General features: G+C 70.3%; 24 protein-coding genes. 6 read left to right on the top strand and 18 right to left on the bottom strand.

Annotated features, from left to right (window positions below):
* Positions 1 to 167: 167 nt before the first annotated feature.
* Complete coding sequence (locus NZH93_RS05375) at positions 168 to 923, bottom strand: hypothetical protein (RefSeq protein ID WP_259621781.1); 756 nt, start codon at positions 921 to 923, stop codon at positions 168 to 170.
* Positions 924 to 1,107: 184 nt separating this feature from the next.
* Between NZH93_RS05375 and NZH93_RS05370 the strand changes: the two genes are divergently transcribed.
* Positions 1,108 to 2,406: an MFS transporter gene (locus tag NZH93_RS05370; RefSeq protein ID WP_259621780.1), complete on the top strand. Its 1,299-nt coding sequence runs from the start codon at positions 1,108 to 1,110 to the stop codon at positions 2,404 to 2,406.
* Here the strand turns inward: NZH93_RS05370 and NZH93_RS05365 are convergent.
* Positions 2,392 to 2,961 carry a TetR/AcrR family transcriptional regulator gene (locus tag NZH93_RS05365; protein ID WP_259621779.1) on the bottom strand — a complete coding sequence of 190 codons (570 nt, stop codon included), beginning with the start codon at positions 2,959 to 2,961 and terminating at the stop codon, positions 2,392 to 2,394. The genes NZH93_RS05370 and NZH93_RS05365 overlap by 15 nt on opposite strands.
* Positions 2,962 to 3,013: 52 nt before the next feature.
* On the opposite strand from NZH93_RS05365, the gene NZH93_RS05360 reads away from it, so the two are divergent.
* Positions 3,014 to 3,412, top strand: a complete 399-nt coding sequence (locus tag NZH93_RS05360; RefSeq protein WP_259621778.1) for a nuclear transport factor 2 family protein — start codon at positions 3,014 to 3,016, stop codon at positions 3,410 to 3,412.
* 223 nt (positions 3,413 to 3,635) lie between these two features.
* Here the strand turns inward: NZH93_RS05360 and proB are convergent, their stop codons facing one another.
* From proB to NZH93_RS05330, 6 genes are all read right to left on the bottom strand, one after another.
* Positions 3,636 to 4,763: a glutamate 5-kinase gene (gene proB, locus NZH93_RS05355; protein ID WP_259621777.1), complete on the bottom strand. Its 1,128-nt coding sequence runs from the start codon at positions 4,761 to 4,763 to the stop codon at positions 3,636 to 3,638.
* Complete coding sequence (gene obgE / locus NZH93_RS05350) at positions 4,763 to 6,214, bottom strand: GTPase ObgE (protein ID WP_259621776.1); 1,452 nt, start codon at positions 6,212 to 6,214, stop codon at positions 4,763 to 4,765. The genes proB and obgE overlap by 1 nt, the downstream gene beginning before the upstream one ends.
* A 100-nt stretch (positions 6,215 to 6,314) precedes the next feature.
* On the bottom strand, positions 6,315 to 6,584 hold the full coding sequence (rpmA, locus tag NZH93_RS05345; protein WP_106192723.1) for a 50S ribosomal protein L27: 270 nt from the start codon (positions 6,582 to 6,584) through the stop codon (positions 6,315 to 6,317).
* A gap of 14 nt (positions 6,585 to 6,598) precedes the next feature.
* Entirely contained in the window at positions 6,599 to 6,910 is a 312-nt protein-coding gene (gene rplU, locus NZH93_RS05340) for a 50S ribosomal protein L21 (protein ID WP_259621775.1), read from the bottom strand.
* Positions 6,911 to 7,243: 333 nt separating this feature from the next.
* A complete protein-coding gene (locus tag NZH93_RS05335; protein WP_259621774.1) occupies positions 7,244 to 10,048 on the bottom strand; it encodes a translation initiation factor IF-2 N-terminal domain-containing protein in 2,805 nt (934 codons plus the stop codon).
* A gap of 167 nt (positions 10,049 to 10,215) precedes the next feature.
* On the bottom strand, positions 10,216 to 10,977 hold the full coding sequence (locus NZH93_RS05330) for a TIGR03936 family radical SAM-associated protein (protein WP_259622163.1): 762 nt from the start codon (positions 10,975 to 10,977) through the stop codon (positions 10,216 to 10,218).
* Between the two features lie 247 nt (positions 10,978 to 11,224).
* Here NZH93_RS05330 and NZH93_RS05325 point away from each other — a divergent pair, with 247 nt between their 5' ends.
* Positions 11,225 to 12,703 carry a S8 family peptidase gene (locus NZH93_RS05325; protein WP_259621773.1) on the top strand — a complete coding sequence of 493 codons (1,479 nt, stop codon included), beginning with the start codon at positions 11,225 to 11,227 and terminating at the stop codon, positions 12,701 to 12,703.
* Positions 12,704 to 12,820: 117 nt separating this feature from the next.
* On the opposite strand, the gene NZH93_RS50530 is transcribed toward NZH93_RS05325, so the two are convergent.
* From NZH93_RS50530 to NZH93_RS05310, 3 genes are all read right to left on the bottom strand, one after another.
* Positions 12,821 to 15,631 carry a BREX system ATP-binding domain-containing protein gene (locus tag NZH93_RS50530; RefSeq protein ID WP_259621772.1) on the bottom strand — a complete coding sequence of 937 codons (2,811 nt, stop codon included), beginning with the start codon at positions 15,629 to 15,631 and terminating at the stop codon, positions 12,821 to 12,823.
* Between the two features lie 241 nt (positions 15,632 to 15,872).
* Positions 15,873 to 16,241, bottom strand: coding sequence for a hypothetical protein (locus tag NZH93_RS05315; RefSeq protein ID WP_259621771.1), 369 nt, complete (start codon positions 16,239 to 16,241; stop codon positions 15,873 to 15,875).
* 21 nt (positions 16,242 to 16,262) lie between these two features.
* Positions 16,263 to 16,823, bottom strand: coding sequence for a sigma-70 family RNA polymerase sigma factor (locus NZH93_RS05310; RefSeq protein ID WP_276022899.1), 561 nt, complete (start codon positions 16,821 to 16,823; stop codon positions 16,263 to 16,265).
* Between the two features lie 353 nt (positions 16,824 to 17,176).
* On the opposite strand from NZH93_RS05310, the gene NZH93_RS05305 reads away from it, so the two are divergent.
* Positions 17,177 to 18,055, top strand: a complete 879-nt coding sequence (locus NZH93_RS05305; RefSeq protein ID WP_308214166.1) for a ferredoxin — start codon at positions 17,177 to 17,179, stop codon at positions 18,053 to 18,055.
* Positions 18,056 to 18,200: 145 nt separating this feature from the next.
* Here NZH93_RS05305 and NZH93_RS05300 read toward each other — a convergent pair whose 3' ends face one another.
* The 4 genes from NZH93_RS05300 to NZH93_RS05285 all read right to left on the bottom strand — a co-directional run bounded on the left by NZH93_RS05300 (position 18,201) and on the right by NZH93_RS05285 (position 22,838).
* A complete protein-coding gene (locus NZH93_RS05300) occupies positions 18,201 to 20,171 on the bottom strand; it encodes a TIGR03960 family B12-binding radical SAM protein (protein WP_259621768.1) in 1,971 nt (656 codons plus the stop codon).
* 67 nt (positions 20,172 to 20,238) lie between these two features.
* Positions 20,239 to 21,084, bottom strand: coding sequence for an ABC transporter permease (locus tag NZH93_RS05295; RefSeq protein WP_259621767.1), 846 nt, complete (start codon positions 21,082 to 21,084; stop codon positions 20,239 to 20,241).
* Positions 21,085 to 21,087: 3 nt separating this feature from the next.
* Positions 21,088 to 21,903: an ABC transporter permease gene (locus NZH93_RS05290; protein WP_259621766.1), complete on the bottom strand. Its 816-nt coding sequence runs from the start codon at positions 21,901 to 21,903 to the stop codon at positions 21,088 to 21,090.
* A complete protein-coding gene (locus tag NZH93_RS05285) occupies positions 21,903 to 22,838 on the bottom strand; it encodes an ABC transporter ATP-binding protein (RefSeq protein ID WP_259621765.1) in 936 nt (311 codons plus the stop codon). Before NZH93_RS05285 ends, NZH93_RS05290 begins: the two co-directional genes overlap by 1 nt.
* Before the next feature lie 56 nt (positions 22,839 to 22,894).
* Here NZH93_RS05285 and NZH93_RS05280 point away from each other — a divergent pair, with 56 nt between their 5' ends.
* Positions 22,895 to 23,485 (top strand): GNAT family N-acetyltransferase, encoded by a 591-nt coding sequence (locus tag NZH93_RS05280; RefSeq protein ID WP_259621764.1) that lies wholly within the window; start codon positions 22,895 to 22,897, stop codon positions 23,483 to 23,485.
* 29 nt (positions 23,486 to 23,514) lie between these two features.
* Here NZH93_RS05280 and ndk read toward each other — a convergent pair whose 3' ends face one another.
* Positions 23,515 to 23,925, bottom strand: a complete 411-nt coding sequence (ndk, locus tag NZH93_RS05275) for a nucleoside-diphosphate kinase (RefSeq protein WP_259621763.1) — start codon at positions 23,923 to 23,925, stop codon at positions 23,515 to 23,517.
* A gap of 105 nt (positions 23,926 to 24,030) precedes the next feature.
* Here ndk and NZH93_RS05270 point away from each other — a divergent pair, with 105 nt between their 5' ends.
* Positions 24,031 to 24,738, top strand: a complete 708-nt coding sequence (locus NZH93_RS05270; RefSeq protein ID WP_259621762.1) for a hypothetical protein — start codon at positions 24,031 to 24,033, stop codon at positions 24,736 to 24,738.
* Here the strand turns inward: NZH93_RS05270 and NZH93_RS05265 are convergent.
* Positions 24,698 to 26,137, bottom strand: coding sequence for a DHA2 family efflux MFS transporter permease subunit (locus NZH93_RS05265; protein ID WP_259621761.1), 1,440 nt, complete (start codon positions 26,135 to 26,137; stop codon positions 24,698 to 24,700). The two genes, NZH93_RS05270 and NZH93_RS05265, sit on opposite strands and share 41 nt — an antisense overlap.
* 64 nt (positions 26,138 to 26,201) lie before the next feature.
* Entirely contained in the window at positions 26,202 to 26,681 is a 480-nt protein-coding gene (locus NZH93_RS05260; RefSeq protein WP_259621760.1) for a MarR family winged helix-turn-helix transcriptional regulator, read from the bottom strand.
* Between the last annotated feature and the right edge of the window lie 94 nt (positions 26,682 to 26,775).

Genomic DNA, 26,775 nt, shown 5'->3' with positions numbered 1-26,775 from the left:
AGGAGAGGGATCACAGGCCCTCTCCTCCGCTCACCGACACTTGCTGACGATCAGTGGCGCTCACCAGGGAGCAGCGGCGCAGAAGGCCGCGCAACTTCGACGACGCCACGAACGCGACGACCAGCACGACAAGGCCGCCACCGAGGATCAGCGGCGCTCTCCGACGATCAGCGGCGCAGGAGACCGCGCAGCTTCGGCGACGCCACGAACGCGATGCCCAGCGCGACGAGGCCGCCGCCGAGGATCAGCAGCCACATCGAGCCGAAGCCGGTGCTCGCCAGGTCGTCCTTGCCCGCGCCCGCCGCGGCGGCCGGGATGGTCGTCGTGGTCACCTTCGTGGCCGGGGTCGTCGTCCACGTCGTGTCCGGCGTCGAAGCACCGGTCGACGTGGACGCCGTTGAACCGGACGTGGTGGTCGTGGTCGTCGAACCGCTGGACGTGGCCGTCGCCGAGCCGGACGTGGTCGTCGTCGTCACGCTGGGCGTCGTCGTCGTGGTGACCGCGCTGCTCGACGGCGCACCCCTGGTGCCACACAGGAACCAGTGGCTGATCTCGGCGGGCTTGCCGCTCTCGTTCTGCGGGGCGTGCAGCCGCGTCCACGGCAGTTCGCCGAGGTCGGACACGGAGTACGTGTGGTACGAGGCGCCGCCCTTGACCACGATGGCGGTGATGTCGTAGTCGCCGATACCGGTGACGGTGAGGTACCGCTTGCTGTCGATCGAGTACTCGACCTGGTCGGAAGCGATCGTGTCGCCCGTCCGCTGCGCCTGCGGGCACGTGGTGGCGTTGTTGTCCCCGTACGTCTCGCCGCCCTTGGCCGCCGCCGGGGCGCCGCCGGCGAGCACCAAGACGGTGGACGCCGCCAGCGCGAACGCTCCCGCGGCTCGGACCAGGTGGCGGACCGTCTCGGAGGTGGTGCGCATGCGTGACTCCAGCCATGTCGTGAGGGGATGATCGGCAGAACCCGTGCCGCCGATCGGACCACTATGCCACTGGGCCATTTGGACCTACAAATCCCCTCAACGCCGTCACGCCTTCGTGAAAATCGGAGCGGTTCGACCCGCCGTGCCGATCACAGGCCGTGATCACCTACTCAACGAGGACCCGATGTGGGAAGGTCCGAAGATGGTGGAGGTGGAGCGGCAGAGGCATCGACTCCCGGTTCGCAGGCTCATCGCGGCGAGCATCGGCAACGCGATCGAGTGGTACGACTGGACCATCTACGCGACGTTCAGCATCTACTTCGCGACCGCGATCTTCCCGTCCGGCAACGCGGAACTGGCGCTGCTGAACACGTTCGCGACCTACGCGCTGGCGTTCTTCTTCCGACCGCTCGGCGGGTACCTGCTCGGGCGGTTCGCCGACCTGCGCGGCCGGAAGCCCGCGATGATCCTGACCATCGTGCTGATGGCGGGCGGGTCCACGGCGATAGCGCTGCTGCCCACCTACGAACTGGTGGGGTGGCTGGCGCCCGTTCTCCTGCTGCTCGCCCGGATCGCGCAGGGGCTGTCGCTGGGCGGGGAGGTCTCCAACGCGTCGGCGTACCTGGCGGAGATCGCGCCACCGGCGCGGCGCGGGCGGTACTCGTCGTTCTTCTACATCTCGACGGGCACGGCCGTGCTCGTCGCGTCGCTCATCGGGTTCACGCTCGCGCGGACCATGAGCAAGGCGCAGCTCGAATCGTTCGGGTGGCGGATCCCGTTCCTGGTCGGCGGTCTGCTCGGGCTGCTGGGGCTGTGGCTACGCCGGAGCCTGGAGGAGACGGAGCAGTTCGAGCAGAACAAGGTGAAGGCCGAGCGCCTTCACCGACCGCTGCTGACGACGCTGCGGGAGCACCCGAAGGCGGTGGGGCGGCTCGTCGGGTTCACCATGCTGTCCACGCTCTGCTACTACACGTTCTTCTCCGCGCTGACGCCGTTCGCGGTGAAGAACCGCGGGGTCGACGCCGTGGACGTGTTCCTGGCGCTGTCGATCGCGACGGTCCTGTTCATCGCGCTCCAGTACCCCATGGGCGCGCTGTCGGACCGGTTCGGGCGCAAGCCGCAACTGCTGGTCTGGTCGGCGGCCACGGCCGTGCTGGTGGTGCCGCTGTCGTCGTTGCTCAAGCCGGGGCTGACCGGTCCGCTGGTCGTGTTCTGCGTCGGGCTCGGGCTGTACACGATGATGACGTCGATCGCGCCCGCGGCGATGAGCGAGCTGTTCCCGACCGAGCTGCGCGGACTGGGGATCGGCGCCTGGTACAACCTCACGGTGGCGCTGTTCGGCGGCACCGCCCCGCTGGTGATCGCCTGGCTCGCGGGCCGCGGGCTGTCGGACGTGTACTTCTACTACGTGGCGGCGGGCGCGACGATCGCGTTCCTGGTGATCCTCACCCTGCCGGAGACCAAGGGGTCAGAGTTGCGCTGAGCGCAAACCGGTGAAGATGATCGCCAGGGTGCGCTCGCGGAGGTCGGCGTCCCAGCCGGAGTGCAGCGCGCCCTGACTGGTGGCCGCCAGCAGCGCCATCACCTCGTCCAGCAGCACGTTCGACCGCACGACTCCGGCCGCCTGGGCCTGGTCGAGCAGGATGCCGACCGCTTCGCGGAGCAGTTGGAGCTGTTCCGACACCCGGATGTCGACGCCGAGCAGGTCGACCACGGTCTTGCGCGAGGACGCGCGCTCTACCAGGTGGGCGAAGAACGTGAACAGCGACGTGGCCGGATCTCCTTGTCGGACAAGGGATTCGACCTCTGCGGCGAGTTCGCGCACGAGTTCCTTCATCAGCGCGGTCAGCAGGTCGTTCTTGGTCGGGAAGTGCCGGAAGACCGTGCCGATGGCCACCCCCGCCTTGGCGGCGACCTCCTCGGTCGACGCGGCGGCCCCCTTGGCGGCGAAGACCTCGTCGGCGGCGGCCAGGATGCGTGCCCGGTTGCGCTGGGCGTCCGCGCGCATCGCGTTCCCTTCGTTGACAAGTTGAGTCATGACTCATTATCGTCCGAAGCTGAGTCTTCGCTCATCTTACTGGAGGGTTCCGATGACCGCACGCGAGGTGTACGAGTCGATGCGTCGAGCCTGGATCGACGACCCGGCGGCCGTGGACGACCTGTGGGCCGACGACGTCGTGGTGGAGACACCGTTCGCCGCACCAGGCCGACCCAAGCGGTTCGAGGGGCGGGAAGCGTTCGTCGCGTTCGCCAAGGCGGGCCGCGAGGTGTTGCCGGTGCGGATCGAGGACTGCCGGGACGTCGTCATCCACGACACCGCCGATCCCGACGTGATCGTGGTGGAGTACGTGCTGGTGGGACGGTCGACGATCACCGGGAAGCAGGGGTCGGCGGCGTTCGTCGGGGTGCTGCGGGCGCGTGACGGCAAAATCGCGCACTGGCGCGAGTACCAGGACACGATGGCCGTGACCGCCGCACTCGCCGGCTGAGCCACGGCTGCCAAGCGAGCAAAGGCACTGGTGGCCACGCAACCGCGCGGCAGTGAGGGTTAACGGCCGGGGTGACGCGGAGTCCTCTGGCGCCAGGTGGTCGAGGGCGGTGGCAAGGTGACCAGGGACGCGGTGTCACTGGCACCGGGTGGTCGGGGGGCAACGCGATGCCATCCGGCGCAAGGTGATCCGGAGTGCCGCGGTGCTGGCCCGGCACGGGTGGTCAGGGGCGGCGGAGGGAGACCAGGTCGTCTGCGTGGACGACCTCGCGGCGGTGTTCGGCTGGGAGGTCGTGGGTGGAGCGGCCGATGAGGGCTGGGAGTTCGGTGGCGTCGTAGGCGACCACTCCCCTGGCCACGACCTGGCCGGTGAGGTTCGCCAGTTCGACCACGTCGCCCGCCTCGAACGTGCCCTGCACGGCGGTGATGCCCGCCGCCAGCAGGGAACGCCTGCGGTTCACGACGGCGGCTACGGCGCCGTCGTCCAGCACCAGGGTGCCGTTGGCGTCGGCGGCGTAGCCGAGCCAGAAGCGGCGGGCGGTCAAGCGGGTGCCGGTGGCGGCGAACGCGGTGCCCACGTCGGGGTCGCCCAGGGCGCGGGCGGCGTCTCCCGCGCCTGCGAGGAGGACCGGGATGCCCGCGGAGGCGGCGAGGGTGGCGGCGGCGAGCTTGGAGGCCATGCCGCCGGTGCCCAGGGCGCCGCCGGTGCCCGCCCGGACGCCGTCCACGTCGTCCGGGCCGCCCACCTCGGTGATGCGGCGGGCGTCGGCCAGGCGCGGGTCGCCGTCGTACAGGGCGTCCACGTCGGACAGCAGGAACAGGGCGTCGGCGCCGATGAGGTGGGCCACCAGCGCCGCGAGGCGGTCGTTGTCGCCGAAGCGGATCTCCTCCGTGGCGACGGTGTCGTTCTCGTTCACCACGGGCACGACCCCGAGCGCCAGCAGGCGCGAGAGGGTGCGCTGGGCGTTGCGGTAGTGCGAGCGCCGGACCACGTCGTCAGCGGTCAGCAGGACCTGGCCGACGGTCAGCGAGTACCGGCCGAACGAGTTGCCGTACGCGTGGGCCAGCGCGAGCTGGCCGACGCTGGCGGCGGCCTGCTGGGTCGCCAGGTCCTTCGGACGGCGGGACAGGCCCAACGGCGCCAAGCCCGCGGCGATGGCACCCGACGAGACGAGCACGATCTGGCTACCAGCGGCCCGGCGGGCGGCCAACGCGTCGACCAGGGCGTCCAGCCGGGACGGGTCGAGCCCGCCCTCGGCTGTCGTCAACGAGGAGGACCCGACCTTCACGACAACCCTGGTGGCCGAGGCCACCGCCTTGCGGGCCAACGAGACCTCCACGCCGCCGATCATCACTCCTCGAAGTCGTCCTCGTCGTACACACCGGGCAGCCGACGCGCCTTCTTGAGCGCCTTGCGCTCGTGCGCGCCGATCCGGTCGTTGCTCTCCAGCCGCAGGTCGGTGCCGCGGCCGGTCATGGTCATCGCGATGCCCGCGGGCGTCGTCGGCTCCCAGTCGAACACCAGGTCTCCGATGGTGACCTGGGCGCCGGGCACGGCACCGCGCTTGACCAGCACCTCTTCCACGCCCATGCGGGCGAGGCGGTCCGCGAGGTAGCCGACGGCCTCGTCGTTGGAGAAGTCCGTCTGCCGGATCCAGCGCTCGGGGCGGTCGCCCTTGACGATGAAGCCGCCCTCGGTCTCCGGGTCGTCGTGGACGGTGAAGCCCTCGTCGTCCACGGCGGTCGGCCGCAGCACGATCCGGGTCGACTCCTGCTTAGGCTTGGTCGCGCGGTACTCCTCGACGACCGCGCCGAGCGCGAACGTCAGCTCGCGCAGGCCTTCGCGGGTCGCGGTCGAGATCTCCAGCACCTGCAAGCCGCGGGCCTCGATGTCCTCGCGCACCAGCTCCGCGAGTTCACGCGCCTCCGGCACGTCGATCTTGTTCAGCACGACCAGGCGCGGCCGGTCCGACAGGTCGCCACCGAGGGACGGCGTGTACTTCGCCAGTTCCTCCTCGAGCGCGTCGATGTCCGACAGCGGGTCGCGGCCCGCCTCGAACGTCGCGCAGTCGACGACGTGCACGAGGACCGCGCAGCGCTCGATGTGGCGCAGGAAGTCCAGGCCGAGGCCCTTGCCCTCGCTGGCGCCGGGGATCAGGCCGGGCACGTCCGCCATGGTGAAGACGGTCGCGCCCGCGGTGATCACGCCCAGGTTCGGGACCAGGGTGGTGAACGGGTAGTCGGCGATCTTCGGCTTGGCCTCGGAGAGGACCGAGATCAGCGACGACTTGCCCGCCGACGGGAAGCCCAGCAGGCCGACGTCGGCGACGGACTTCAGTTCGAGGACGAAGTCGCCGTTCTCGCCGGGCTCGCCGAGCAGCGCGAAACCGGGCGCCTTGCGGGCCCTGGACGCGAGCTGCGCGTTGCCGAGGCCACCACGGCCGCCGCGCGCGGCGATCATCCGGGTGCCCTCGCCGACGAGGTCGGCGACGACCTTGCCGTCCTCGGTGAGGACCACGGTGCCGTCCGGCACGCGCAGTTCGAGGTTCTCGCCGTTCGCGCCGTCGCGGTTGGCGCCCTGGCCCTGCTTGCCGTTCGTGGCGGAGGCGTTCGGGCGGAAGTGGAAGTCCAGCAGCGTGTGCACGTTCGAGTCGACGACCAGGACGACGTCGCCGCCCTTGCCGCCGTTGCCGCCGTCAGGACCGCCGAGCGGCTTGAACTTCTCCCGGTGCACCGACGCGCAGCCGTTGCCACCCTCGCCTGCGGCGACGTGGATAACCACTCGGTCGACGAACCGGGACACGGGAACTCACTTCCAGAGGATCAACGAAAACGGGGACAAACGCCGAGCGCCGTGGGTCCGCGGTGGCGGACACACGGCGCTCGGTGGATTCAGGTCAGAGCTACGCAGCGACCTTGGCCTCGACGGGCACGATGTTGACAGTCTTGCGACCGCGCTTCGTGCCGAACTCGACCGCGCCGGGGGCGAGGGCGAACAGCGTGTCGTCCTTGCCGCGACCGACGTTCACACCGGGGTGGAACTTGGTGCCGCGCTGGCGGATCAGGATTTCGCCGGCCTTGACGACCTGACCACCGAACCGCTTGACGCCCAGGTACTGAGCGTTGGAGTCGCGGCCGTTACGGGAGCTGGATGCACCCTTTTTGTGTGCCATGGCTAGTCAGGTCCTCACTTACCGGTGATGCCGGTAACCTCGACGCGGGTCAGCTTCTGACGGTGACCCTGCCGCTTGTGGTAGCCGGTCTTGTTCTTGAACTTGTGGATGCGGATCTTGGGACCCTTGGTCTGCTCGACGACCTTGCCGGTCACCGAGATCTTCCCGAGGGCCTCAGCGTCTGCGGTGACGTCAGTGCCGTCCACGACGAGTAGCGCCGGGAAAGTGAACTCAGTGCCCGGGGCGCCCTCGAGCTTCTCGACCTCGACGACGTCGCCGACAGCCACCTTGTACTGCTTGCCGCCAGTCTTGACGATCGCGTACATCAGGACGGAAGTCTCCTGCTACTCGACGGTGACGGGGCCGTGCGCGCCCAGGCTTTCGTGAATCACCATTACGTGAATCAGAGTCGCCGGGCTACACACGACAGGGCCCACCGGACGGCGGGCCGTGTACCAGGTTACGTGGCCGTGTGCGGCGAGGTCAAACTGGGGTCCACGAGCCCTGAACCCGCTGGTCAGCGGCAGGATTCGAGGCCCGGAAAACGGTGCGCCCACGGGTGTTCGCGGCACTTCGACCCGCCGTCCGCTGTGCCCGACACCACAAAAAGTCGAAGGGCCCGCACCGGATCGGTACGGGCCCTTCGCCGTGAAGCCCTGTCAGCCCTCGGTCACGCCGACGGGCGGGCCCGCGGGACGGGTCGCCGCGCGACGCGACGTCCGCCTGCGCGGGGCCACCACGGTGGGCGGCTCCTGGTCGGCCTGCTCGGGCACGTGACCGTTCAGGGGCGCTTGCGGCGCAACCGGTTCGACCACAGCCGGAGCCTCGACAACAGCCGCCACGACAGTCTCAGGAGCATCACCTACGGGCTCCTGGACCTGCTTCGCCGCACCCGCGTCCCGGCGCGCACGGCGGCGCTCCCGGTTGCGGTCGCGGCGGTCGCGCTTGGCACCGTCCTGGCCCGCCTGCGCGTCCTGGTCGAGCAGCACGGCCGCTTCGCTCGTGTCCACAACGGGATCCACCACCGGGACGTCCGGAGTGGACGGTGCGACGGGCGCCTGCTCGACGACCTCGGCCACCGCCGCGGGCTCGACCTCGACCGGCGTGGTCTCGACCTGCTCCGCCGACTCGCCGCCACCGCGGTTGCGCTGCCGGGACTTGCGGCTCGGCTGCTGCTGTTGCGGCTGCTGCTGCGGGGCGGCAGGAGCCTGCGCCGGGGCGCCGTGCGCGTGCACGGGGTCCGTCGACACCACGACGCCACGACCGCGGCAGTGCTCGCACGTGGTGCTGAACGCCTCCAGCAGACCGGTGCCGACCCGCTTGCGGGTCATCTGCACCAGGCCGAGCGAGGTGACCTCGGCGACCTGGTGGCGGGTGCGGTCGCGGCCGAGGCACTCGGTGAGGCGGCGCAGCACCAGGTCGCGGTTCGACTCCAGCACCATGTCGATGAAGTCGATGACGATGATGCCGCCGATGTCGCGCAGCCGGAGCTGGCGGACGATCTCCTCCGCCGACTCCAGGTTGTTGCGCGTCACCGTCTCCTCGAGGTTGCCACCCGATCCGGTGAACTTGCCCGTGTTGACGTCGATGACCGTCATGGCCTCGGTGCGGTCGATCACCAGGTAGCCGCCCGACGGCAGCCAGACCTTGCGGTCGAGCGCCTTGAGCAACTGCTCGTCGATGCGGTGCTCGACGAACGCGTCCGACTGGCCGATGTGCTTGCGCAGCCGGTCCTGGAGGTCCGGCGCCACGTGGCGGACGTACCCGTCGATCGTCTCCCAGGCGTCCGCGCCCTGGACGATCAGCGCGGAGAAGTCCTCGGTGAACAGGTCGCGGACGACCTTGACCAGCAGGTCCGGCTCTTCGTACAGGAGCTGCGGCGCCTGCGCCTTCGGCGTGGCGGCCTTGTCCTTGATGACCTGCCACTGCGCCTGGAGGCGCGTGACGTCGCGGCCCAGCTCGTCCTCGGCGATGCCCTCGGACGCGGTGCGGATGATGACGCCCGCGTCCTCCGGGACCACGCGCTTGAGGATGTCCTTGAGGCGCTTGCGCTCGTTGTCCGGCAGCTTGCGGCTGATGCCGGTCGCGCCGCCGCCGGGCACGTACACCAGGAAGCGGCCGGGCAGGCTGATCTGGGTGGTCAGGCGGGCGCCCTTGTGGCCGACCGGGTCCTTGGTGACCTGGACCAGCACGCTGTCGCCGCTGGAGAGGGCCTGCTCGATCTTGCGGGACTTGCCCTCGAGACCGGCTGCGTCCCAGTCCACCTCACCGGCGTACAGCACGGCGTTGCGGCCGCGGCCGATGTCGATGAACGCGGCCTCCATGCTCGGGAGCACGTTCTGCACCCGGCCGAGGTAGACGTTGCCGACCAGCGAACCGGTGCCGGACGAGGTCACGAAGTGCTCCACGAGGACACCGTCCTCCAGGACTCCGATCTGGGTTCGGTCGCCGCGCTCGCGGACGACCATCGTGCGCTCCACGGCCTCGCGGCGGGCCAGGAACTCGGCCTCGGACAGCACCGGCACGCGGCGACGCCCGGCCTCGCGGCCGTCCCTGCGGCGCTGGCGCTTCGCCTCCAGGCGGGTCGAGCCCCGGATGCTGCGCACCTCGCTCTGGGCCGCCTCGGAGTCGGCCTTGTCGTCCCGCGCATCGCGGGATTCCCGCACCTCGCGGACGTGCACGACCGTGTTCGGCGGGTCGTCCTCGGTGACCGCGGGCTCGTCCTCGGCGCCGGTCTTGCGGCGACGACGGCGACGCCGACGGCGGCTGCCGCCGTCCGTGCCCTCGTCGGAGCCCTGGTCGTCCTGGTCGGCGGACGCCTCGGCGTCCTCCTCCTCGGACTCCTCGGTGCCCTCGTTCTCCTCGCCGCTGTCCTCGGCGCCCTTGCCGCGACCACGGCCGCGGCGGCCGCGGCGACGACGGCGACGGCTGTCGCTGTCCTCACCGGACTCGTCGTCGGCGGCGTCGTTCTGGTCGGCGTCCGCCTCCAGCTCGGCGTCCTCGTCGTACTGCTCGGCGGGCTCCTCGACGACGACCGGCTTCGCCCGGCCGCGGCCCCGCTTGGGCGCGGGCTCCTCGGCCTGGGGGGCGGGCGCGGTCGGCGCCATGAACACCGCGGACGGCGGCGCGAACAGCGGGGTGAGCGCGGCCAGGTCCCTGACCTGCCTCGCCGGGATCGCGGGCTCCTCGTGCACCTCGACGTCGACCTCACCGGAGACGACGTCGTCCCAGTTCAGCAGGCTCTCGGCCACCTTCAGCGCGATGTCCCGGCTCACGCTGGACTGGACCCCGCGCACCGTCTCGCCCAGATCGGCGAGAGCGGCCACGACGTCCTTGCTGCTGGCCCCCAGCAGCTTCGCCAGCGCGTGCACGCGGAGCTTGGCCGGTAGATCGGCCAGTTCCGGGTGTGCGGATGTGACGTTATCCCCGCCGGGGTTACCGGCAGGCTTGTCCGTGTTCGACATGCAGCTCCTCCGCCCCCGGGCGCGTCTAGCAGAAGACGCGGCCGCGCAGGGGCCTCTCTAGTCCACTCTCCGCCGCGGCTGGCGGCGGGAATCCTTGCCTTCGCCGACCGGTATCCGCGCTCTTCGAGCACGGGCGCACAGCCGGCAGGTCCTCAACGAAGACACCCTTAGCGGCGCCCCTGCTCCCCGGTCACCGGCTTGGACTCCGCCACCCTGTCCTGGGCTAACGGGTCTACCAGTGCACCATCGTCGTCGAGCCGTCCCTGTGCCATCCGGGTCGCCTTCGCGGGCACCGGCGGAACCAGGTCGGCGACGACGCGGAGCGCGCTCAGCACGTCATCGGGTCGAACGGTAGGTGTTGTCTGCCGTACGACCGTCACGAGTATCCCACACGGTCGTGACAAATCAGGCCCATCGTGGCCTGCGTCGCTCGATTGGTCCTCCACCAGCGCCGACACCACGGCCGGACGGACGTCGATGATCCTCTTCCCGTCCTTGGTCGCGCGCTCCACCTCGACCGATTCGGCGGCGAGCAGCGCGGCTACGGCAGTCCGCAGTTCCGCGGGCGACACGCCGTCCAGTTCGACCCGCCACTCGCTCGCCTCGATGCGCTCGGTGAGGTTCCCGCCGGACGAGACGACGATCTCCAGCACGTCCAGGCCCGGCGGCAGCGCCTCGTCCAGCGCGACCCGCAGCCTCTCGACGTCCAGCAGCTCCACGACCTGGACCTCGACGTACTCGGCCTCGCTGGCCACCCCGGTCGGCGACGCGCCGATCCAGGACACCTTCGGCCGGGGGCTGAAGCCCTGCGAGTACGCCATCGGCACGCCTGCCCGGCGCAGCGCGCGCTCGAAGCTGCGCGCCACGTCGCGGTGCGAGGTGAAGCGCAACCTGCCACGCTTCGCATAGCACAGGCGGAGCTTCTGCACCGCCGCGGCGGACGGGTTGTTGGGCTGGTTCTGGCGACTCAGCGTGTGCTCCTCACGGGCGGGCTCCTCCGGCCGGGCTGTCGGTGTGACCAGCACCCCAACGGCCCAGGCTGCTACTCCAGGGGGACGGTACCGTGGAGGGGTTCCACCCGTTGAGGTTGTCTGGTTCGCCGCACGTCGTTACCGTCCGCCTACAACGGTCACCCGGCGCCGTCGAACACCGTCCGCCCAGCGATGGAGGTCCCCCGTGCCTCTGCTCCGCCGCGCCCGAGCGGTCGCGGTCAGCGTTGTGCTGCTCGCGAGCGGGAGCACGGTGGCGTCCGCCACCGCGGCCGCGCAACCCGACCCGTTCACGGCGCCGATCGCGAGCTGCGTGCAACCGGGCCCGACGCTGCGCTACCTCGTCGTCTTCGACCAGGGCACGAGCCAGCCGATCGCGGAGGCCCAGATCGCGGCCGCGTGCGGCACGTCGACCGTGTACTACCCGCAGATCTCCGTCGCCGTCGCGACCTCCCCCGACCCGACGTTCGGGCGGCGGATGGGCGCGGACCGCGCGTACAGCGCCCAGGCCGAGGCGATCTCCAAGCTGAACGGCGCCGTGACGCGGAAGAAGGTCGACGAGACCGGGATGGGCAAGGCGTCGCGCGGCGGGGCCGTCGACCGGACCGTCGAGCAGTGGGACATGGACCTGATCAGGGCCGCCGAGGCCCACGCGATCAACAACGGCAGCCGCGACGTGGTCGTCGGCGTGCTGGATTCCGGCATCGACCCGAGCCACCCGGACCTCGTCGGAGCGCTGGACCCCGGCCTGTCGGCGGGCTGCGCGACCAGCGGCAGGGCCGACAGCTCGGTCGCCGCGTGGTCGCCGACGACCTCGGCGCACGGCACGCACGTGGCCGGGACGATCGCCGCGGCGGACGACGGGCGCGGCACGACCGGTGTGGCGCCGGGCGTGCGGATCGCGTCGGTGAAGGTCGTGGACGACGACGGGTACATCTACCCCGAGTACGCGGTGTGCGGGTTCATGTGGGCCGCCGTGCACGGCATGACGATCACGAACAACAGCTACTTCATCGACCCGTGGGTGTTCACCTGCCAGAACCAGGTCGGGCAGCGGGTCGTGTACGAGGCGGTGCGCCGGGCGGTCGACTACTCGTCCGACAGCGGTGTGCTGACCGTGGCCGCGGCGGGCAACAGCGCGACCGACCTGAGCAAGCCCGGCCGCGACTCGCAGAGCCCGACCAACGCGGAGGAGCTGCGGCCCCGCGCGTTGGACAACACCTGCCTGGTGCTGCCCGCGCAGTTGCGGTCGGTCGTGGCGGTGTCGTCCGTCGGCGCGGACAAGGTGAAGACCGGGTACAGCTCGTACGGTCTCGGCGCGGTGGACCTGACGGCGCCGGGCGGCGACCGCAAGCAGGTGCCGGATGACGCCGTGGACGGCTGCGTGCTGTCGACCGTGCCGGCGGGGTACGACTACTCGTGCGGGACGTCGATGGCGACGCCGCACGTGTCCGGTGTCGCGGCGCTGCTGGCGTCGGTGCACCCGGAGGCCACGGCACCGCAGTTGAGCCGGATGCTGAACGACCAGTCGGAGACCCTGCCCTGCCCGGCCGACTACGACCTGAACGGCACCGGGGCGCAGGACGCGTACTGCATGGGGTACTCCGAGTACAACGGCTTCTACGGCCACGGGCTGGTCGACGCGCTCGCCGCCGTCACCAGGTGAGCGCGGAGCGGGGGTCGCCCGTCGTGGAGGACCCCCCGACGCACACGGTACGGGTGGGGTCCGACAGTTTTGCCCTGCCGAGTGGCGAGAGCGCTCCCACCTCGTGAGCAGCGGCGCCTAGCCCGACTGGGGGGCGCGGTGCTGGCTGAGGGCTTCGGCGAGGTCCGTGCGGCCGGTGATGCCGAGCTTGCGGTAGGCGCCGGACAGGTGCAGCTCCACGGTCCGGCGGGTCAGGAAGAGGGCCTCGGCGATCTGGCGGTTGGTCAGCCCCTGGGCCGCCATGCCCGCCACGCGGGTCTCCTGCTTGGTGAGGCCGTGGACCGTGCCCTCGGCGGTGACGGGCTCGCAGGCGCGCAGTTCGTCGCCCGCCAGGCGGATGAGGGGCTGGGACTCGCACTTGGCGCTCAGCTCCACGGCCCGGCGCAGGTACGGGATGGCCCGCTCCGGCTGGCCCCGCCTGCGGAGCTGGGCCCCCAGCTCGAAGAACGCCTCGGCGAGCTGGAGCCTGCCGGTGGACTCCGCCAGGTACTCGGTCGCCTTCAGCAGCGCCCTGGTGGCCGCTTCCTCGTCGTCGGCGCTCAGGCCGATGGACAGCAGCGCGGTGCCCAACGACCTCGGCGACCCCCACTGCCGGGCCATCTCGTGGTCCTCCTTGGCCAGCGTCGCGGCGGACTCCCGCTGCCCCAGCGCCAGGTACGCGCGAACGGCCAGCGCGCGCCACGGGATGACCGCGGGGCTGTCGACGGCCGAGGCCTCCAGCCGACGCCCGCACTCCAGCAGGTCGGCGAGCGCTCCGTCGTCGTCCCCGGTGGCCAGCTTGAGCTTGCCGCGCGAGTAGAGCACCAGGTTGTGCTGGAACAGCTCAGGCAGCTCCCCCGCGAACCCACTGCGGACGAGCAGGTCGCGGGCCTCGTCGACGCGGCCGAGGTCGACCAGCACCTCGGTGAGGCGGGCGGCGCAGAGGATGGCCATCGGGCAGTCCTGGACGGCGCCCAGTTCGTCGAAGAGGCGCATCTGCCACTTGAGCAGCGTCTTCGCCCTGATCAACTCACCCGCCGCGAGGAAGTCCATGCCGTGCGCCAGCGACACGACGGTGCCCTTGCGCAGGTGGAAGTCGTGGGGCTCGGACGTGCTGCCGATCATCCGGCGGAACTTGTCCGACAGCTCGGGCGCGTCGACCAGGAAGCACGTCGAGAGGGTGAACACGAACGGCTGGACGAACACGTCCATGCGGTCGCCCGCGAGCGCCTCGTCGGCGTACCGGACGGCTTCGAGTGCGGAGTCGCCGCGCAGCGCGTGGCCGAGCGACATGATCACCGAGTGGAGCTGGCGGAGCCTCGGGTCGTCCGGCACCTCCGCTTCGAGCTCCTCGGTGAACAGGCTGGCGCGCAGTGCCAGACCGAGGTCGTTGCCCGCCGCGGCGAGGTAGCAGATCGCTCGCAGCTCCCAGTGCTCGTCCTTCTCCTGGGAGCTGAGCCGGGACTGCACCTGGAGGCCGATCGAGAGGGCCAGCCGGGCCTCGTGGGCCGTGCACGCCCGCAGCAGCATCGTCACGGCCTGGCCGACCGCGGAGCGGACGTCGTCGGCGTGCGCCAGCGCTTCGCGCAACCGGGCCATGCCCTTGGCCGAGTCACCGAGGAACTCGACGTGGACCAGTTCGAGCTGCACGGCCAAGCGGTCGTCGGGGGTGAGCGGTTCGTCGAGCGCGCGTTCGAGGAGCGCCACCGCCAGGTCGAGATCGCCGTTGTGGGCGGCGGCGCGGGCGGCGCGGCGGAGCACGTCCAGGCCCCAGGCGACGTGGATGCCGCGCGCCTGGAGGAGGTGCGCGGCGATCTGCACGTCCGGCGCGTCGGCGTCGGCGAGGAGCCGGGCCGCGCGGGCGTGGTCGGCGGCGCGGGTCGCGACCGGGAGGTCGTGCAGGACGGCGTTGCGGACGAACGGGTGTCGAAAGGACACCGTATGGCTGTTGCGGAGGATTCGCAGGCGCACCAACGCGTCCATGCCGCGCAGCGCCTGGGTGTGGTCCACTCCGGACATCGCGGCGACCATGTCCACGGTGGCCTCGTCGCCCAGGACCGCCACGGCGCGCACGATCTCGGCGCAGCCCGGCAGCGGACGCAGGCGGACCCGGAGCTGCTCGCCGATGTCGGTGCCCGCCAGCTCGTGGACCTCGGTGGGGGTGACCGCGCCGATCTCGCCGCCGAACCGGGCCCGCAGCGCGCCGAGCATGGAGTGCAGCAGGTACGGGTTGCCCTTGGTGACGTCGAAGCACGCGGCGGCGAGGTCGGCGTGGACCGGGGCGGCGATGTTGGCCTTGAGCAGTTCGGTGACGCCGCGGAGGTCGAGTCCTTCGAGGACGACGGTCTCGGCGCTGCACCCGGTCAGCTCCTGGAGCGACACCTCGCCCGCGGGCGGGTGGCCGGTGGTGGAGCCGAGCATGATGAGGACGGGCTGGTCGGTGGTCCGGCGGCGGATGTAGGCCATGGACCGCATCGACCAGATGTCGGTGACGTGGATGTCGTCCACGATGATGAGGAGCGGCCGCTTCTCCGCGGCCTGGCGGACGAGCCGGTAGAACGACTCCAGCGACGAGACGCGGTCGGGGCGCAGGTCGACGTCCGCGCCGTCCAGGTCGTCGGCGAGCTGGCGGATGACCCCGCCGTCGAGGTGCGTCTCCAGCCGGGCCCCGTGGCCGACGGCGACGGCGAAACCCATGCTCCTGGCGAGTTCCGCGGTGGCGTCGAACAGCACGGACTTCCCGACGCCGAGCTCACCGGTCATCGTGACGATCGCCGACCGGCCGACGGCCACCTTCGCCAGCATGGACCGCATGGTCCGCAGCTCGGCCTCGCGACCGAGGCAGGCCGTCTGCGCCGCGGGCACGAGCACGGGTCTGTGGACCACCCACGCGGGCACTGGGGATGTCACTCGTGGCTCCGATCTGCGGCGCCTGGCACGGTGCACGCGAGGCCGTGGGAGCGGGGAGCACCACCGTATGGCATGTGTCCAGACCGGGCGTTCCGCTCGGCCTTCGGTACCGAGAGCCCGCTCCGGGTCGGACCCGGATTTCCTTCGGTACCCACCGTAGAGACGTGGCCGTCCCGTTGAGCGAGACTTGACCCCAGGAAGTCGTAGGCCGATCGGCGGTACGGCGCGATCGGACGGTGGGTCAGCCCCACGATCGCAACACCGACGAGAGGTGGTCGTCGGCCTGGAGCGCCCCGTGGCCGACGGGCAGGGAGATGACCAGCGCCGCCACCACGGCCACGAGCAGCACACCGGCCGCGATGAACAGCAGTCCCCGAACCGGTGCACCGCAGTCCTCGAACCGCCGCTTGTCCGAATGGGGCGAAGTGGGAATTCGACGTGCCAATAGCCCGAATTGCTCGGCCTGCGTGAGCACCTGCGGAATCGTCCGGAATTCGTCGAGTTCCCGCTGACAGCGAACGCAGAGCACCAGATGGTCATTAAATGCGAGCTCGGCGCCCTCATCGAGGACGCCGAGCACGTACGCGGCGACGTCGGAATGTGACGACATCGGCCTCGCCCCTCTGCGGTGTCAGCTTCGCTCGCGCAGTGCGCCTCGAAGAATCTGCATGGCCTTGTACAGCCTCGACTTCACCGTGCCCTCGGGAATCCCGAGCACGAGGGCCGCCTCTTTGATCGTCCGGCCGCGGACGTACGTTTCGTAGATCGCCGCCCGGTGTTCCTCGCCCAGCCTGCCGATCACCTGCGTGATTACCATGAGTGAGAGGGCCTGATCCGTTTCATCCGGCGCTTCCATGCTGTCCGGCGAGGTCAACTCCACCTCCTGCGGCCTGGCCTGACGCGTGCGCCACCCGTCGATCACGATCCGGCGGGCCACTGTCAGTAGCCATCCGCGCAACATGCGAGGATCGCGGACGAGGTTCTCGGAGTTCTGCCACGCCCTGATCAACGTCTCCTGCACGACGTCCTCGGTCCATTGACGATCATGACCCGTGAGGCCGAGGACGTGTGCGAACAACGCTCCTCTGAACTGTCCGTAGAGCTCGGTGACCAGCTCCTCGGCCTGACGCTTGGAGGTGCCGTTCTCGACCTGCTTGCGAGGATCCGCCAAGGCTCCGCCCAGCGCATTCATGGAGAAACCAACCTCCCGGAGTCCCAGCGGCGGATGGGGCACCCCGACCTCCTTATCGGCGACCGGAAGTGCGCCTGCGATCTAATTGATACAACAGGATCGTACGGCACGCTAGATGGCAATCCAAATCTCTGATAAAAACTTCGGTACAGTATCTTTCGGAAAGACATCGACAGAGTTCCGCAAGCTGACGCCATAGTTCGAAGGGAGTTACGCAAGAGTACTGTGATGCAGATCACGGGCAGGATAGACTACTTGATCGAACCACTCCGACGGCGGTTCGTAGTACTTATCGGGCCGCACACTAAAACGATCTAGACCTTGTCGGGGGAAATGTTATGAACGCTCACATCGTGCAAACGGTTGTAGCGGCCACCTCATACGACGCGGGCGTCCGCGCGGTCTCCGCGCTGTCGGCGCGCATGGCCTACGTCGCGATGTGCCTGACGCTGTGCTGGGGCGTGCTGACGGCCACCGGCTGGGTCCACCGGTTGACGGGCAGACAGGCCCTGCGCGGCGGGCACATCGTGCTGGCGACCTTCACGCTCGCGACCGGCCTGACGCACGGACTGGCGTTCCTGCTGCTCGACTCGGGCGGCCTCGGTTTCCTCCAGGTGGTCCTGCCGTTCGTCGACGGCGGCCTGGCCAGGCACGCGCTGGGGATCGTCGGCCTGGAACTCATGATCGCCGTGGCGATCACCGCGGGGCTGCACCGCGTCCTGGAGACCTCGCAGTGGGTCAACTTCCACCGCTTCTCCTACGTGGGCGTGTGGCTCGTCGCGATGCACTCCTGGCTGGGCGCGGCGGCCAACGGATCGGTGTCCACGCTGTGGCTGGGCGGCATCACGCTGCTCGCGCCCGCGATCACGTTGACGATCCTGCGGTTCCTGCCCCCCGAGCACCTCGCGCGCATCGGCCTGGTGGACACACCCCACGTGGTCGTGGACAACTCCCCCGCGCCCGAGGAGCCCACGCCCGTCGTGGACCCGCGGAACCCCCAGTCCGCGACCGTGCGCACCGAGGTGAAGGACAAGATCGCCGTCAGCGTGGACCACCAGCGGTGCCACCACTACGGGATCTGCGCGTCCCAGGCGCCGAAGGTGTTCCGGCTACTGGAGGACGGTCGGCTGCGGTACGCGAAGAACCCCGAGGCCTCCCAGACACCACTGGTCGAGGCCGCGGCGCACGCGTGCCCGATGCGCGCCATCAAGATGAACCGCGTCGTCGAGTGACCCGAGTTCGCGGGAATTGCGTTCTTTCAGTAGTTCTTTTGCGTTCGTCCACAGTGGCCCCGAGTTCCGCAGGCGACAACGGGTTTTCTTCGGCGGCTCTCGCGAACCGCGTCGCCATCAGGAAACCGGGAACGCTCCCGGTGTCCTAATTGGTCAGCGTGCTGAGGGACGGGTTGCGGACCGGGGAACCGCCGCCGACGGGCGTCAACGGCAACAGGGTGCGACCGGTCGGCCCGACCTCGATGTCGGTGCCCATCGCCGGGCAGACGCCGCAGTCGAAGCACGGGGTCCAGCGGCAGTCGTCCTGCTCCCGCTCGTCCAGCGCGTCCTGCCAGTCCGCCCAGAGCCACTCCTTGTCCAGGCCCGAGTCCAGGTGCTCCCAGGGCAGGACTTCCAGCTCCTCGCGCTCACGCGTGGTGAACCAGGCGAGGTCGACGCCGAACGCGGGCAGTTCCGCCTCGGCCGCGTTGACCCAGCGGTAGTAGGAGAAGTGCTCGGACCAGCCGTCGAACCGGCCGCCCTCGCGCCACACGCGCTCGATGACCTTGCCGATGCGGCGGTCGCCGCGCGACAGCAGTCCTTCGATCAGCGACGGCTTGCCGTCGTGGTAGCGCATGCCGATGTTGCGGCCCAGGCTGCGGTCGGAGTTGATCGCGGCCCGGAGCTTGGCCAGCCTGCTGTCCACGGTGTCCGGGTCGCACTGCGACGCCCACTGGAACGGCGTGTGCGGCTTGGGCACGAATCCGCCGATGGAGATGGTGCAGCGGATGTCCTTGCGGCCGCTGACCTCGCGGCCCGCGCGGATCACGTTCTTCGCCATCTCGGCGATCTGGAGCACGTCCTCGTCCGTCTCGGTCGGCAGGCCGCACATGAAGTACAGCTTCACCTGCCGCCAGCCGTTCGCGAACGCCGTGCTGACCGTCCGGATGAGGTCCTCCTCGGACACCATCTTGTTGATCACCCGGCGCAGCCGCTCGCTGCCGCCCTCCGGCGCGAACGTGAGGCCGGACCGACGGCCGCCGCGCGACAGCTCGTTCGCCAGGTCGACGTTGAACGCGTCCACGCGGGTGCTCGGCAGCGACAGGCCCGTGTTGGTGCCCTCGTAGCGGTCCGCGAGGCCCTTGGTGATCTCGGCGATCTCCGAGTGGTCCGCGCTGGACAGCGACAGCAGGCCGACCTCCTCGAACCCGGTCGCCTCCAGTCCGCGCTGGACCATCGCGCCGATGCCCTCGATGGAGCGCTCGCGCACCGGGCGGGTGATCATGCCCGCCTGGCAGAACCGGCAGCCGCGGGTGCAGCCGCGGAAGATCTCGACGCTCATCCGCTCGTGGACGCTCTCGGCGAGCGGCACGAGGGGCTGCTTCGGGTACGGCCACGCGTCGAGGTCCATCGTGGTCCGCTTGAACACCCGGTACGGCACGCGCTCGCGGTTCGGCACCACGCGCTGGATGCGGCCGTCGGGGAGGTACTCGACGTCGTAGAAGCGCGGCACGTACACGCCGCCGGTCTCCGCGAGCCTGGTCAGCACCTCGTCGCGGCCTCCGGGACAGCCCTCGGCCTTCCACGCGCGAACGATGTCCGTGATCTCCAGGACGGCTTCCTCGCCGTCGCCGAGCACCGCGCAGTCGATGAAGTCCGCGATGGGCTCCGGGTTGAACGCCGCGTGCCCGCCCGAGACGACGATCGGGTGCTCGTCGGTGCGGTCCACCGAGTGCAGCGGGATGCCGCCGAGGTCGAGCGCGGTGAGCATGTTCGTGTAACCCAGCTCCGTGGCGAAGCTGATGCCCATCAGGTCGAACGCGGCGAGCGGGCGGTGCCCGTCGACGGTGAACTGCGGGACGCCGTGCTCGCGCATCAGGGCTTCGAGGTCCGGCCACACCGCGTAGGTGCGCTCGGCGAGCACGTCCGGCAGCTCGTTGAGGATCTCGTACAGGATCATGACGCCCTGGTTCGGCACCCCGACCTCGTACGCGTCCGGGTACATGAGCGCCCAGCGGACGGCCGCGGCGTCCCAGTCCTTGACGGTCGCGTTCAGCTCGCCCCCGACGTACTGCACGGGCTTCGAGACCCTGGGCAGCAGGGGTTCCAACATGGGGAAGACCGACTCGACCGTCACGGAGAACCAGGGTAACGGCATCCTTCCGGGTGGACGAACCGGAGAGCCGCCCGTGGCCCCCTCCACCTCACTTCAGCAGCAGCGTTCCCAACCTCCTGGCGGCGATGACCAGGCCCACGGCGGCCATGACGGCGAAGTAGGCGACGTTGCCGAGCATGCCCCAGCCGACGACCCCGGTCGTGAGGCCGCGGAGCAGTTCGATCGCGTGGTAGAGCGGGGTCCACGTGACGACGGTCCCGAGCAGCGGCGGGTAGACCGACAGCGGGAAGAAGGTGGTGGAGAAGAGGAACAGCGGCAGCACGGCGAGCTGGACCAGGTCGAAGTCCTGCCACGAGCGCATGAACGTCGTCGCGGCCATGCCGACGGCGGCGAACGCGAAGGCGACCAGGAGGCACGCGGGCAGGGCGAGCAGCGCCCACGGCGAGGTGATCAGCCCCATGCCGAGCATGACCGCCAGGAACGCCCCCGAGTACATGCCGCCGCGCAGCAGCGCCCAGGAGATCTCGCCGATCGCGATGTCCAGCGGGCCCATCGGGGTGGCGAGCATGGCGTCGTAGAGCTTGCCGTACTTGAACTTGAAGAACACGTTGTAGGTCGAGTCGAACACGGCGCCGTTCATCGCGGACGCGGCGAGCAGCGCGGGGGCGACGAACAGCGGGTAGCTGATCAGGTGGCCGCCGGGGCCCTCGACCTCCGACACCAGCCTGCCGAAGCCGTACCCCAGCGACAGCAGGAAGAACAGCGGCTCGAAGAAGCCGGACACGAACGACAGCCACAGGCGCCGGTACACGAGGAACGAGCGCTCCACGAGCACGCTCGCGCGCCCCGCGTACAGGCCGGGCGGCACGATGCGGAACGACAGGCCCGCGCCGGGACGGGGGTCCGCGCTCTTCTGGTCGACCGTCTGGGTCACCGTCTACACCGCCAGCCTGCGTTGGTAGTACCTGCGACCCAGCACGACCCCGACGGCCACCATCGCCACCAGGTACCCGACGTGGCCGAGGGCCGGGAGCAGCCGCAGCGTGCCGAACGTCGCGCCGCGCGCCAGTTCGACGCCGTGCCACACCGGGGTGACCCACGCGATCGGCCGCAGCCACTCGGGAAGCTGCGAGATCGGGAAGAACGCGCCGGTGAACAGGGTCATCGGGATGACCACGAACCGGAACAGGCCGCTGAAGCCCTCCGCGGTCTCGCGGGTGGCCGAGAACGCGACCACGGGCGCGGCGAACGCGAGGCCCGCGAGCACCGCGAACGGCAGCGCCAGCACCACGCCCGGCCCGCTGACCGCGCCCAGCGCCGCCGCGACCAGCAGGAACACCGCCGCGCTGCTGACCAGGCGGAACGCGATCCAGGTGAGCTGCGAGGAGAAGATCTGCGCGGGCGTCACCGGGGTCACGACCGCGCCCCAGTACGACTTCTGCCAGATGAACGCGGACAGCACCGCGTACGTCGACTCCCAGGTCGCGTTCTGCACCGCCGTCACGACCACCAGCGCGGGCGCGAGGTACACGAGGTACGTCTGGCCGCCGGTCGCCTCGCCGGGCTGGACCTGCGAGCCGAAGCCGAAGCCCATGGCCACCAGGAACAGCACCGGCTGGAGGAAGCTGGAGATGGCCGTCGCCCGCCAGTTGCGCCGGTACCACGTCCAGTGCTTCTCGACGCCGATCAGGGTCGCGCGCACCGGGCTCAGCACCACACCGGTGGACCGGCTGGGGATCGTCGTCTCCACCATCAGTCCACCAACGTGCGGCCGGTGAGGTGGAGGAAGACGTCCTCCAGCGTGCTGCGGCGCACCAGGCTCGACAGCGGGCGCACGCCCCGCCCGTGCACGGCGCCCAACGCGCCCTCGCCGTCCTTCGTGTAGAGGAGCAGCCGGTCCGGCAGCACCTCGACCCGCTCGGCCAGGTCGACCACCGACGGCACGACGGCCTCCTGCGTGCCGGGCGCGAACCGCAGTTCGAGCACCTCACGGGTCGAGTAGCGGCTGATCAGCTCGCTCGGCGACCCCTCGGCCGCGATCTTGCCGCCGTCCATGACGACGAGCCGGTCGCACAACTGCTCCGCCTCGTCCATGTAGTGCGTGGTGATGATGAGCGTGACGCCGGACTGCTTGAGCCGGAACAGCCGGTCCCACAGGAGGTGGCGGGCCTGCGGGTCGAGGCCCGTCGTGGGCTCGTCGAGCAGCAGCAGGTCGGGGTCGTTGATCAGCGAGCGGGCGATCGTCAGCCTGCGCTTCATGCCGCCGGACAGCGGCTCGACCTCGTGGTCGGCCCGGTCGGCGAGCTGCGCGAACTCCAGCAGCTCGATCGCCTTCTCCCGGACCTGCGCGCGGGACAGGCCGAAGTACCGGCCGTACGTCTGGAGGTTCTGCCGCACCGTCAGCTCGGTGTCGAGGTTGTCCGTCTGCGGCACCACCCCGAGGCGCGCGCGGATCGTCGGCCCCTGGGTGTTCGGGTCGAGGCCGAGCACCGACAGCTCACCGCCCGTGCGCGGCGACGTGCAGGAGATCATCCGCATGGTCGACGACTTGCCCGCGCCGTTCGGCCCCAGGAAGCCGAACGCCTCCCCCCTGCGCACCTCGACGTCGATGCCCCGCACCGCTTCGAAGTCGCCGAAGTGCTTGGTCAACCCGTTGGCCCGGACGAGGACCGGTTCGGCAGTGGTCACGTGATCGACCCTAACCGGGTGCACCGACAATTCCTGCCGGGTTTTAGCCTCGTCACGTGGAAATCGACCTCGACCGGCCGAAGGACGCCGACGACCGGCTGCGACGCGAAGTGCACGAGGTGCTGCACGCGGTCGTGGCCGCGGGTGGCGCGATCGGCTGGCAGACGCCCCCGGACCGGACCGCCACCGACACGTGGCTGGACGGCGTGCTGACCCGCGTCCGCGCGGGCGACGCGGCGCTCGTGGTGGCACGCGTCGACGGCGTCGTGCGCGCGACGGCGACGTGGCAGCGCGACCCAGCCAAGGTCTTCGAGAACTGCGCCGAACTGGGCAAGGTCACCGCCCACCCGTCCGCCCGCGGCCTTGGCCTGGGGCGGGTCGTGGTGGAGGCGGTCGTCGAGGACGCCCGGTCCGCGGGCCTGGAGGTGCTGTACCTCGGCGTGCGCGGCAACAACCTCGGCGCGATCGGGCTGTACGAGGAACTGGGCTTCCGCGAGTGGGGACGACTCCCGAACTCCATCGCGGTCGGCGACCAGCGCTTCGACTCGGTCCGCATGCACCTGCCGCTGGGCCACGCCCCGCACGTCGAACTGCGCGGCTCGACACCGGGCGGCAACGGCTCCTCACCCCGCAGGCGCACGCCGTGAGGGAGACCCCCACGGCGTGCGGTGGGGTGTCAGAGAGCCGGGAACCAGAGCTTGATCTCGCGCTCGGCCGACTCGGGCGAGTCGGAGCCGTGGACGAGGTTGAACTGGACCTCCAGGCCGAAGTCGCCGCGGATCGTGCCGGGCGTGGCCTTCTCGACCGGGTCGGTGCCGCCCGCGAGCTGGCGGAACGCCGGGATCGCGCGGGTGCCCTCGACGACGATCGCGACGAGCGGGCCGCCGGTGATGAACTCGACGAGGTCGCCGAAGAACGGCTTGCCATCGTGCTCGGCGTAGTGCTGCTCGGCGGTGGCGCGGTCGACGGTCCGCAGTTCGAGTGCGGCCAGGGTGAGGCCCTTGCGCTCGATGCGGGCGATCACCTCGCCGACGAGACCACGGCTGACGCCATCGGGCTTGACCAGGACCAGGGTGCGCTCAGACACGGCCGTCTGTACTCCTTCGTACGGGGAATGGCCGAACCCGTGACACGGGGGCCACGCACAGGGTAGCGACCGCTCGGCGCGCGCCCCGATGGGATAGTGCTCGCCGTGACGACCGAGCCGGAGACGACCGAGCCCGCCAAGAGCCACGCGGGTTCGATGCTGACCAGTGCCGCCGTGCTGTTCGTGCTGCTGAGGCTGCTGGCCGTGTCGCACTACGACTGGCACACGGCGTTCGCGCTCCTGCACACCCTGGACCTGGACGACGCGCCCGGCCTGTTCCTCGGCACGTTCATGGCGGACTCGCGGATCAGCAGCGTGCTGCTGATCGTGGCGCTGCCGTTCGCGTTCCTGTACCTGGCCGCGACCCGCGTCGACGGCAAGCGGGTGCGCTTCGGCGGGACGCTGGTGCTGGTCGTGCTGGTGGCGCTGCTGATCTCGCACGTGAAGACCTACCACCGCTGGTGGGTGCCGATCGGTGCCGCGGTGCTGGCCGTCGTGCTGGTGCTGCTGGAACGGGCGCACCGGCACCCTCGGCTGCGCGACCCGATCACGTTCCTGCTGCGGCGGTCCCGCGTCTCGGTGGTGGTCGCGGCGCTGGTCGTCGCCGCCGTGGGTGCCGCTGGAACGCGTGGAGACGACCAGCGGCACCCACGAGTACTACGTCGTGGACACGCCTCCCGGCTTCTTGAAGGTGATCGGCGCCGACGACCGGAAGTTCGAGATCCTCCGCTCCGACGAGGTCCTGTCGCGCACGGAGCTGACCGACCACTAGCTAGTGGAACGCCATCGGCCGGGGCGCGTCGGTGGCGGTGACCGCGATCGGCCGGACGACCGTGACGGCGACGACCAGCGCGAGCGCGACGAGCCCGGCGCTGATGCCGAACGCCAGGTGGAACCCGCTGGTCAGCGCTTGCGCGGTGGGCACGCCCTCGGCGAGCAGGGTCGCCGTGCGCGAGGTGGACGTGGTCGCCAGGATCGCGAGGCCCAGCGCGCCGCCGACCTGCGCGGTGGTGTTGACCAGCCCGGACGCCAGGCCCGCGTCGTCCGGCGTCGCGCCGGACATGGCGAGCGTCATCAGCGCCGGGAACGACAGGCCGACACCGATGCCCAGCGGCAGCATCACCGGCAGCAGGTGCTCCAGGTAGGTGCCGTCCACGGGCGCGCGCACGAACAGCAGCAGGCCGACGAACACCAGGACCAGGCCGAGCACCAGCACGTTCCGCTCGCCGAAGCGGGCGTTCAGGCGGGCCGAGAAGCCGACGGACAGCGTGCCGATGGAGACCGCGACCGGCAGGAACGCCAACCCGATCCGCAGGGCGTCGTAGTCCAGCACGAACTGCATGTAGAGCGTGCCGAGGAAGAACATGCCGAACATGCCCGCGACCATCAAGACCTGCACGGCGTTCGCGCCCGCGACGTTGCGCGAGCGGAACACCCTGAGCGGCAGCAACGGGTTCGCCGCTTTCGCCTGGCGCACCACGAACCCGACCAGCAGCGCGACGGCCACCGCGCCGAGCACGAGGGTGCGGGCGTCCGGTCCGGCCTGGACGATCGTGTACACGCCGAGCATCACCGCGCCCGTGACCAGCACCGCGCCCAGGATGTCGGCGCCTTCGCCGAGACCGATGCCCGCTTCGGTGCGGATGAGCCGGGACGCCAGCACCACCGCGGCGACGCCGATCGGCACGTTGACGAAGAAGATCCAGTGCCAGTTCAGACCCTGGGTGAGCACACCGCCCAGCAGCAGGCCGATCGAGGCGCCCGCGGCGGCGACGAAGCTGAACACCCCGATCGCCTTCGCCTGCTCCTTGGGCTGGGGGAACATCTTGACGATCATGCCCAGCGTCACGGCGGTGGACAGCGCGCCGCCGACGCCCTGGACGAAGCGGGCGCCGATCAACATCTCCGGCGTCGTCGACAGGCCGCAGAGCAGCGACGCGACGGTGAACACGACCAGTCCGAGCACGAACACGCGCTTGTGGCCGATCAGGTCGCCGAGGCGGCCCGCGAGCAGCAGCAGACCGCCGAAGGCGATGAGGTAGGCGTTCACGATCCACGCGAGGCCGCCCTGGGTGAAGCCGAGGTCGGCCTGGATCGCGGGCAGCGCCACGTTCACGATCGTCTGGTCGAGCACGATCATCAGCATTCCGGCGCACAGGACCACGAGGGCGAGCCATCTCGAGTCCACGGGCCGTCGTGCGGTGTCAGTCATCGGTCCCCCTGGTTCGTCGATACCAGAAGCGACCGTAGCAGATAGTTCCGAACGGGACTATCTATTAATGAACTACCGACTTCACGGCCCGTCGCCGCGGCGGGTTCTCGCACTCCACCTTCTCCGCCAGCCTGCCTTCGAGCAGCCCGGACAGCCCGTCCACCAGCGCCGCGCTCTGCTGCTCGGGCAACGACCCCAGCACGTCGTCGTACAGCTCCTCGACCACCTGACGAGCCTTCGCCACGACCTCGCGCCCGTCGTCGGTCACCACGATGATCCGCGCACGCCGGTCCGTGCTCGACAGCCGTCGCTCGGCCAGCCCGGCCTTCTCCAGGGCGTCCATCGTCACGACCATGGTGGTCTTGTCGAGGTTCGACAGCTCGGCCAACTCGCTCTGCGTCCGCTCGCCCGCGAGCGCGTTGGTCAGCACGCACTGCGCGCGCGGCGTGACACCGACCGCCGCGAGCCGGGCCGCCAGCTCGGTCTCCAACGCGTGGCCGGTCACCTTCAGCAGCATCAGGAGGTCGACGTTCTTCGAGGTCATGCGCCCAGCATAGACCGAATCGTCCGGAGCGGAACTATTCGCGCGCGGAACGTTCTGATGACCATCGGTTTCAGTGACCTTCCTGTCGACATCG

Origin of the sequence: Umezawaea endophytica, from assembly GCF_025061645.1 — a bacterium.
GTDB classification, from domain to species: Bacteria; Actinomycetota; Actinomycetes; order Mycobacteriales; family Pseudonocardiaceae; genus Umezawaea; species Umezawaea endophytica.
This window is presented reverse-complemented; position numbering and strand designations above follow the sequence as displayed.

What these genes read in the sequence shown, in the direction of transcription:
- NZH93_RS05375 (WP_259621781.1), bottom strand. Translation starts at nt 923, where the DNA reads ATGCGCACCACCTCCGAGACGGTCCGCCACCTGGTCCGAGCCGCGGGA.
- NZH93_RS05370 (WP_259621780.1), top strand. Translation starts at nt 1,108, where the DNA reads ATGTGGGAAGGTCCGAAGATGGTGGAGGTGGAGCGGCAGAGGCATCGA.
- NZH93_RS05365 (WP_259621779.1), bottom strand. Translation starts at nt 2,961, where the DNA reads ATGACTCAACTTGTCAACGAAGGGAACGCGATGCGCGCGGACGCCCAG.
- NZH93_RS05360 (WP_259621778.1), top strand. Translation starts at nt 3,014, where the DNA reads ATGACCGCACGCGAGGTGTACGAGTCGATGCGTCGAGCCTGGATCGAC.
- proB (WP_259621777.1), bottom strand. Translation starts at nt 4,763, where the DNA reads ATGATCGGCGGCGTGGAGGTCTCGTTGGCCCGCAAGGCGGTGGCCTCG.
- rpmA (WP_106192723.1), bottom strand. Translation starts at nt 6,584, where the DNA reads ATGGCACACAAAAAGGGTGCATCCAGCTCCCGTAACGGCCGCGACTCC.
- rplU (WP_259621775.1), bottom strand. Translation starts at nt 6,910, where the DNA reads ATGTACGCGATCGTCAAGACTGGCGGCAAGCAGTACAAGGTGGCTGTC.
- NZH93_RS05335 (WP_259621774.1), bottom strand. Translation starts at nt 10,048, where the DNA reads ATGTCGAACACGGACAAGCCTGCCGGTAACCCCGGCGGGGATAACGTC.
- NZH93_RS05315 (WP_259621771.1), bottom strand. Translation starts at nt 16,241, where the DNA reads ATGTCGTCACATTCCGACGTCGCCGCGTACGTGCTCGGCGTCCTCGAT.
- NZH93_RS05310 (WP_276022899.1), bottom strand. Translation starts at nt 16,823, where the DNA reads ATGAATGCGCTGGGCGGAGCCTTGGCGGATCCTCGCAAGCAGGTCGAG.
- NZH93_RS05290 (WP_259621766.1), bottom strand. Translation starts at nt 21,903, where the DNA reads ATGGTGGAGACGACGATCCCCAGCCGGTCCACCGGTGTGGTGCTGAGC.
- NZH93_RS05265 (WP_259621761.1), bottom strand. Translation starts at nt 26,137, where the DNA reads ATGACTGACACCGCACGACGGCCCGTGGACTCGAGATGGCTCGCCCTC.
- NZH93_RS05260 (WP_259621760.1), bottom strand. Translation starts at nt 26,681, where the DNA reads ATGACCTCGAAGAACGTCGACCTCCTGATGCTGCTGAAGGTGACCGGC.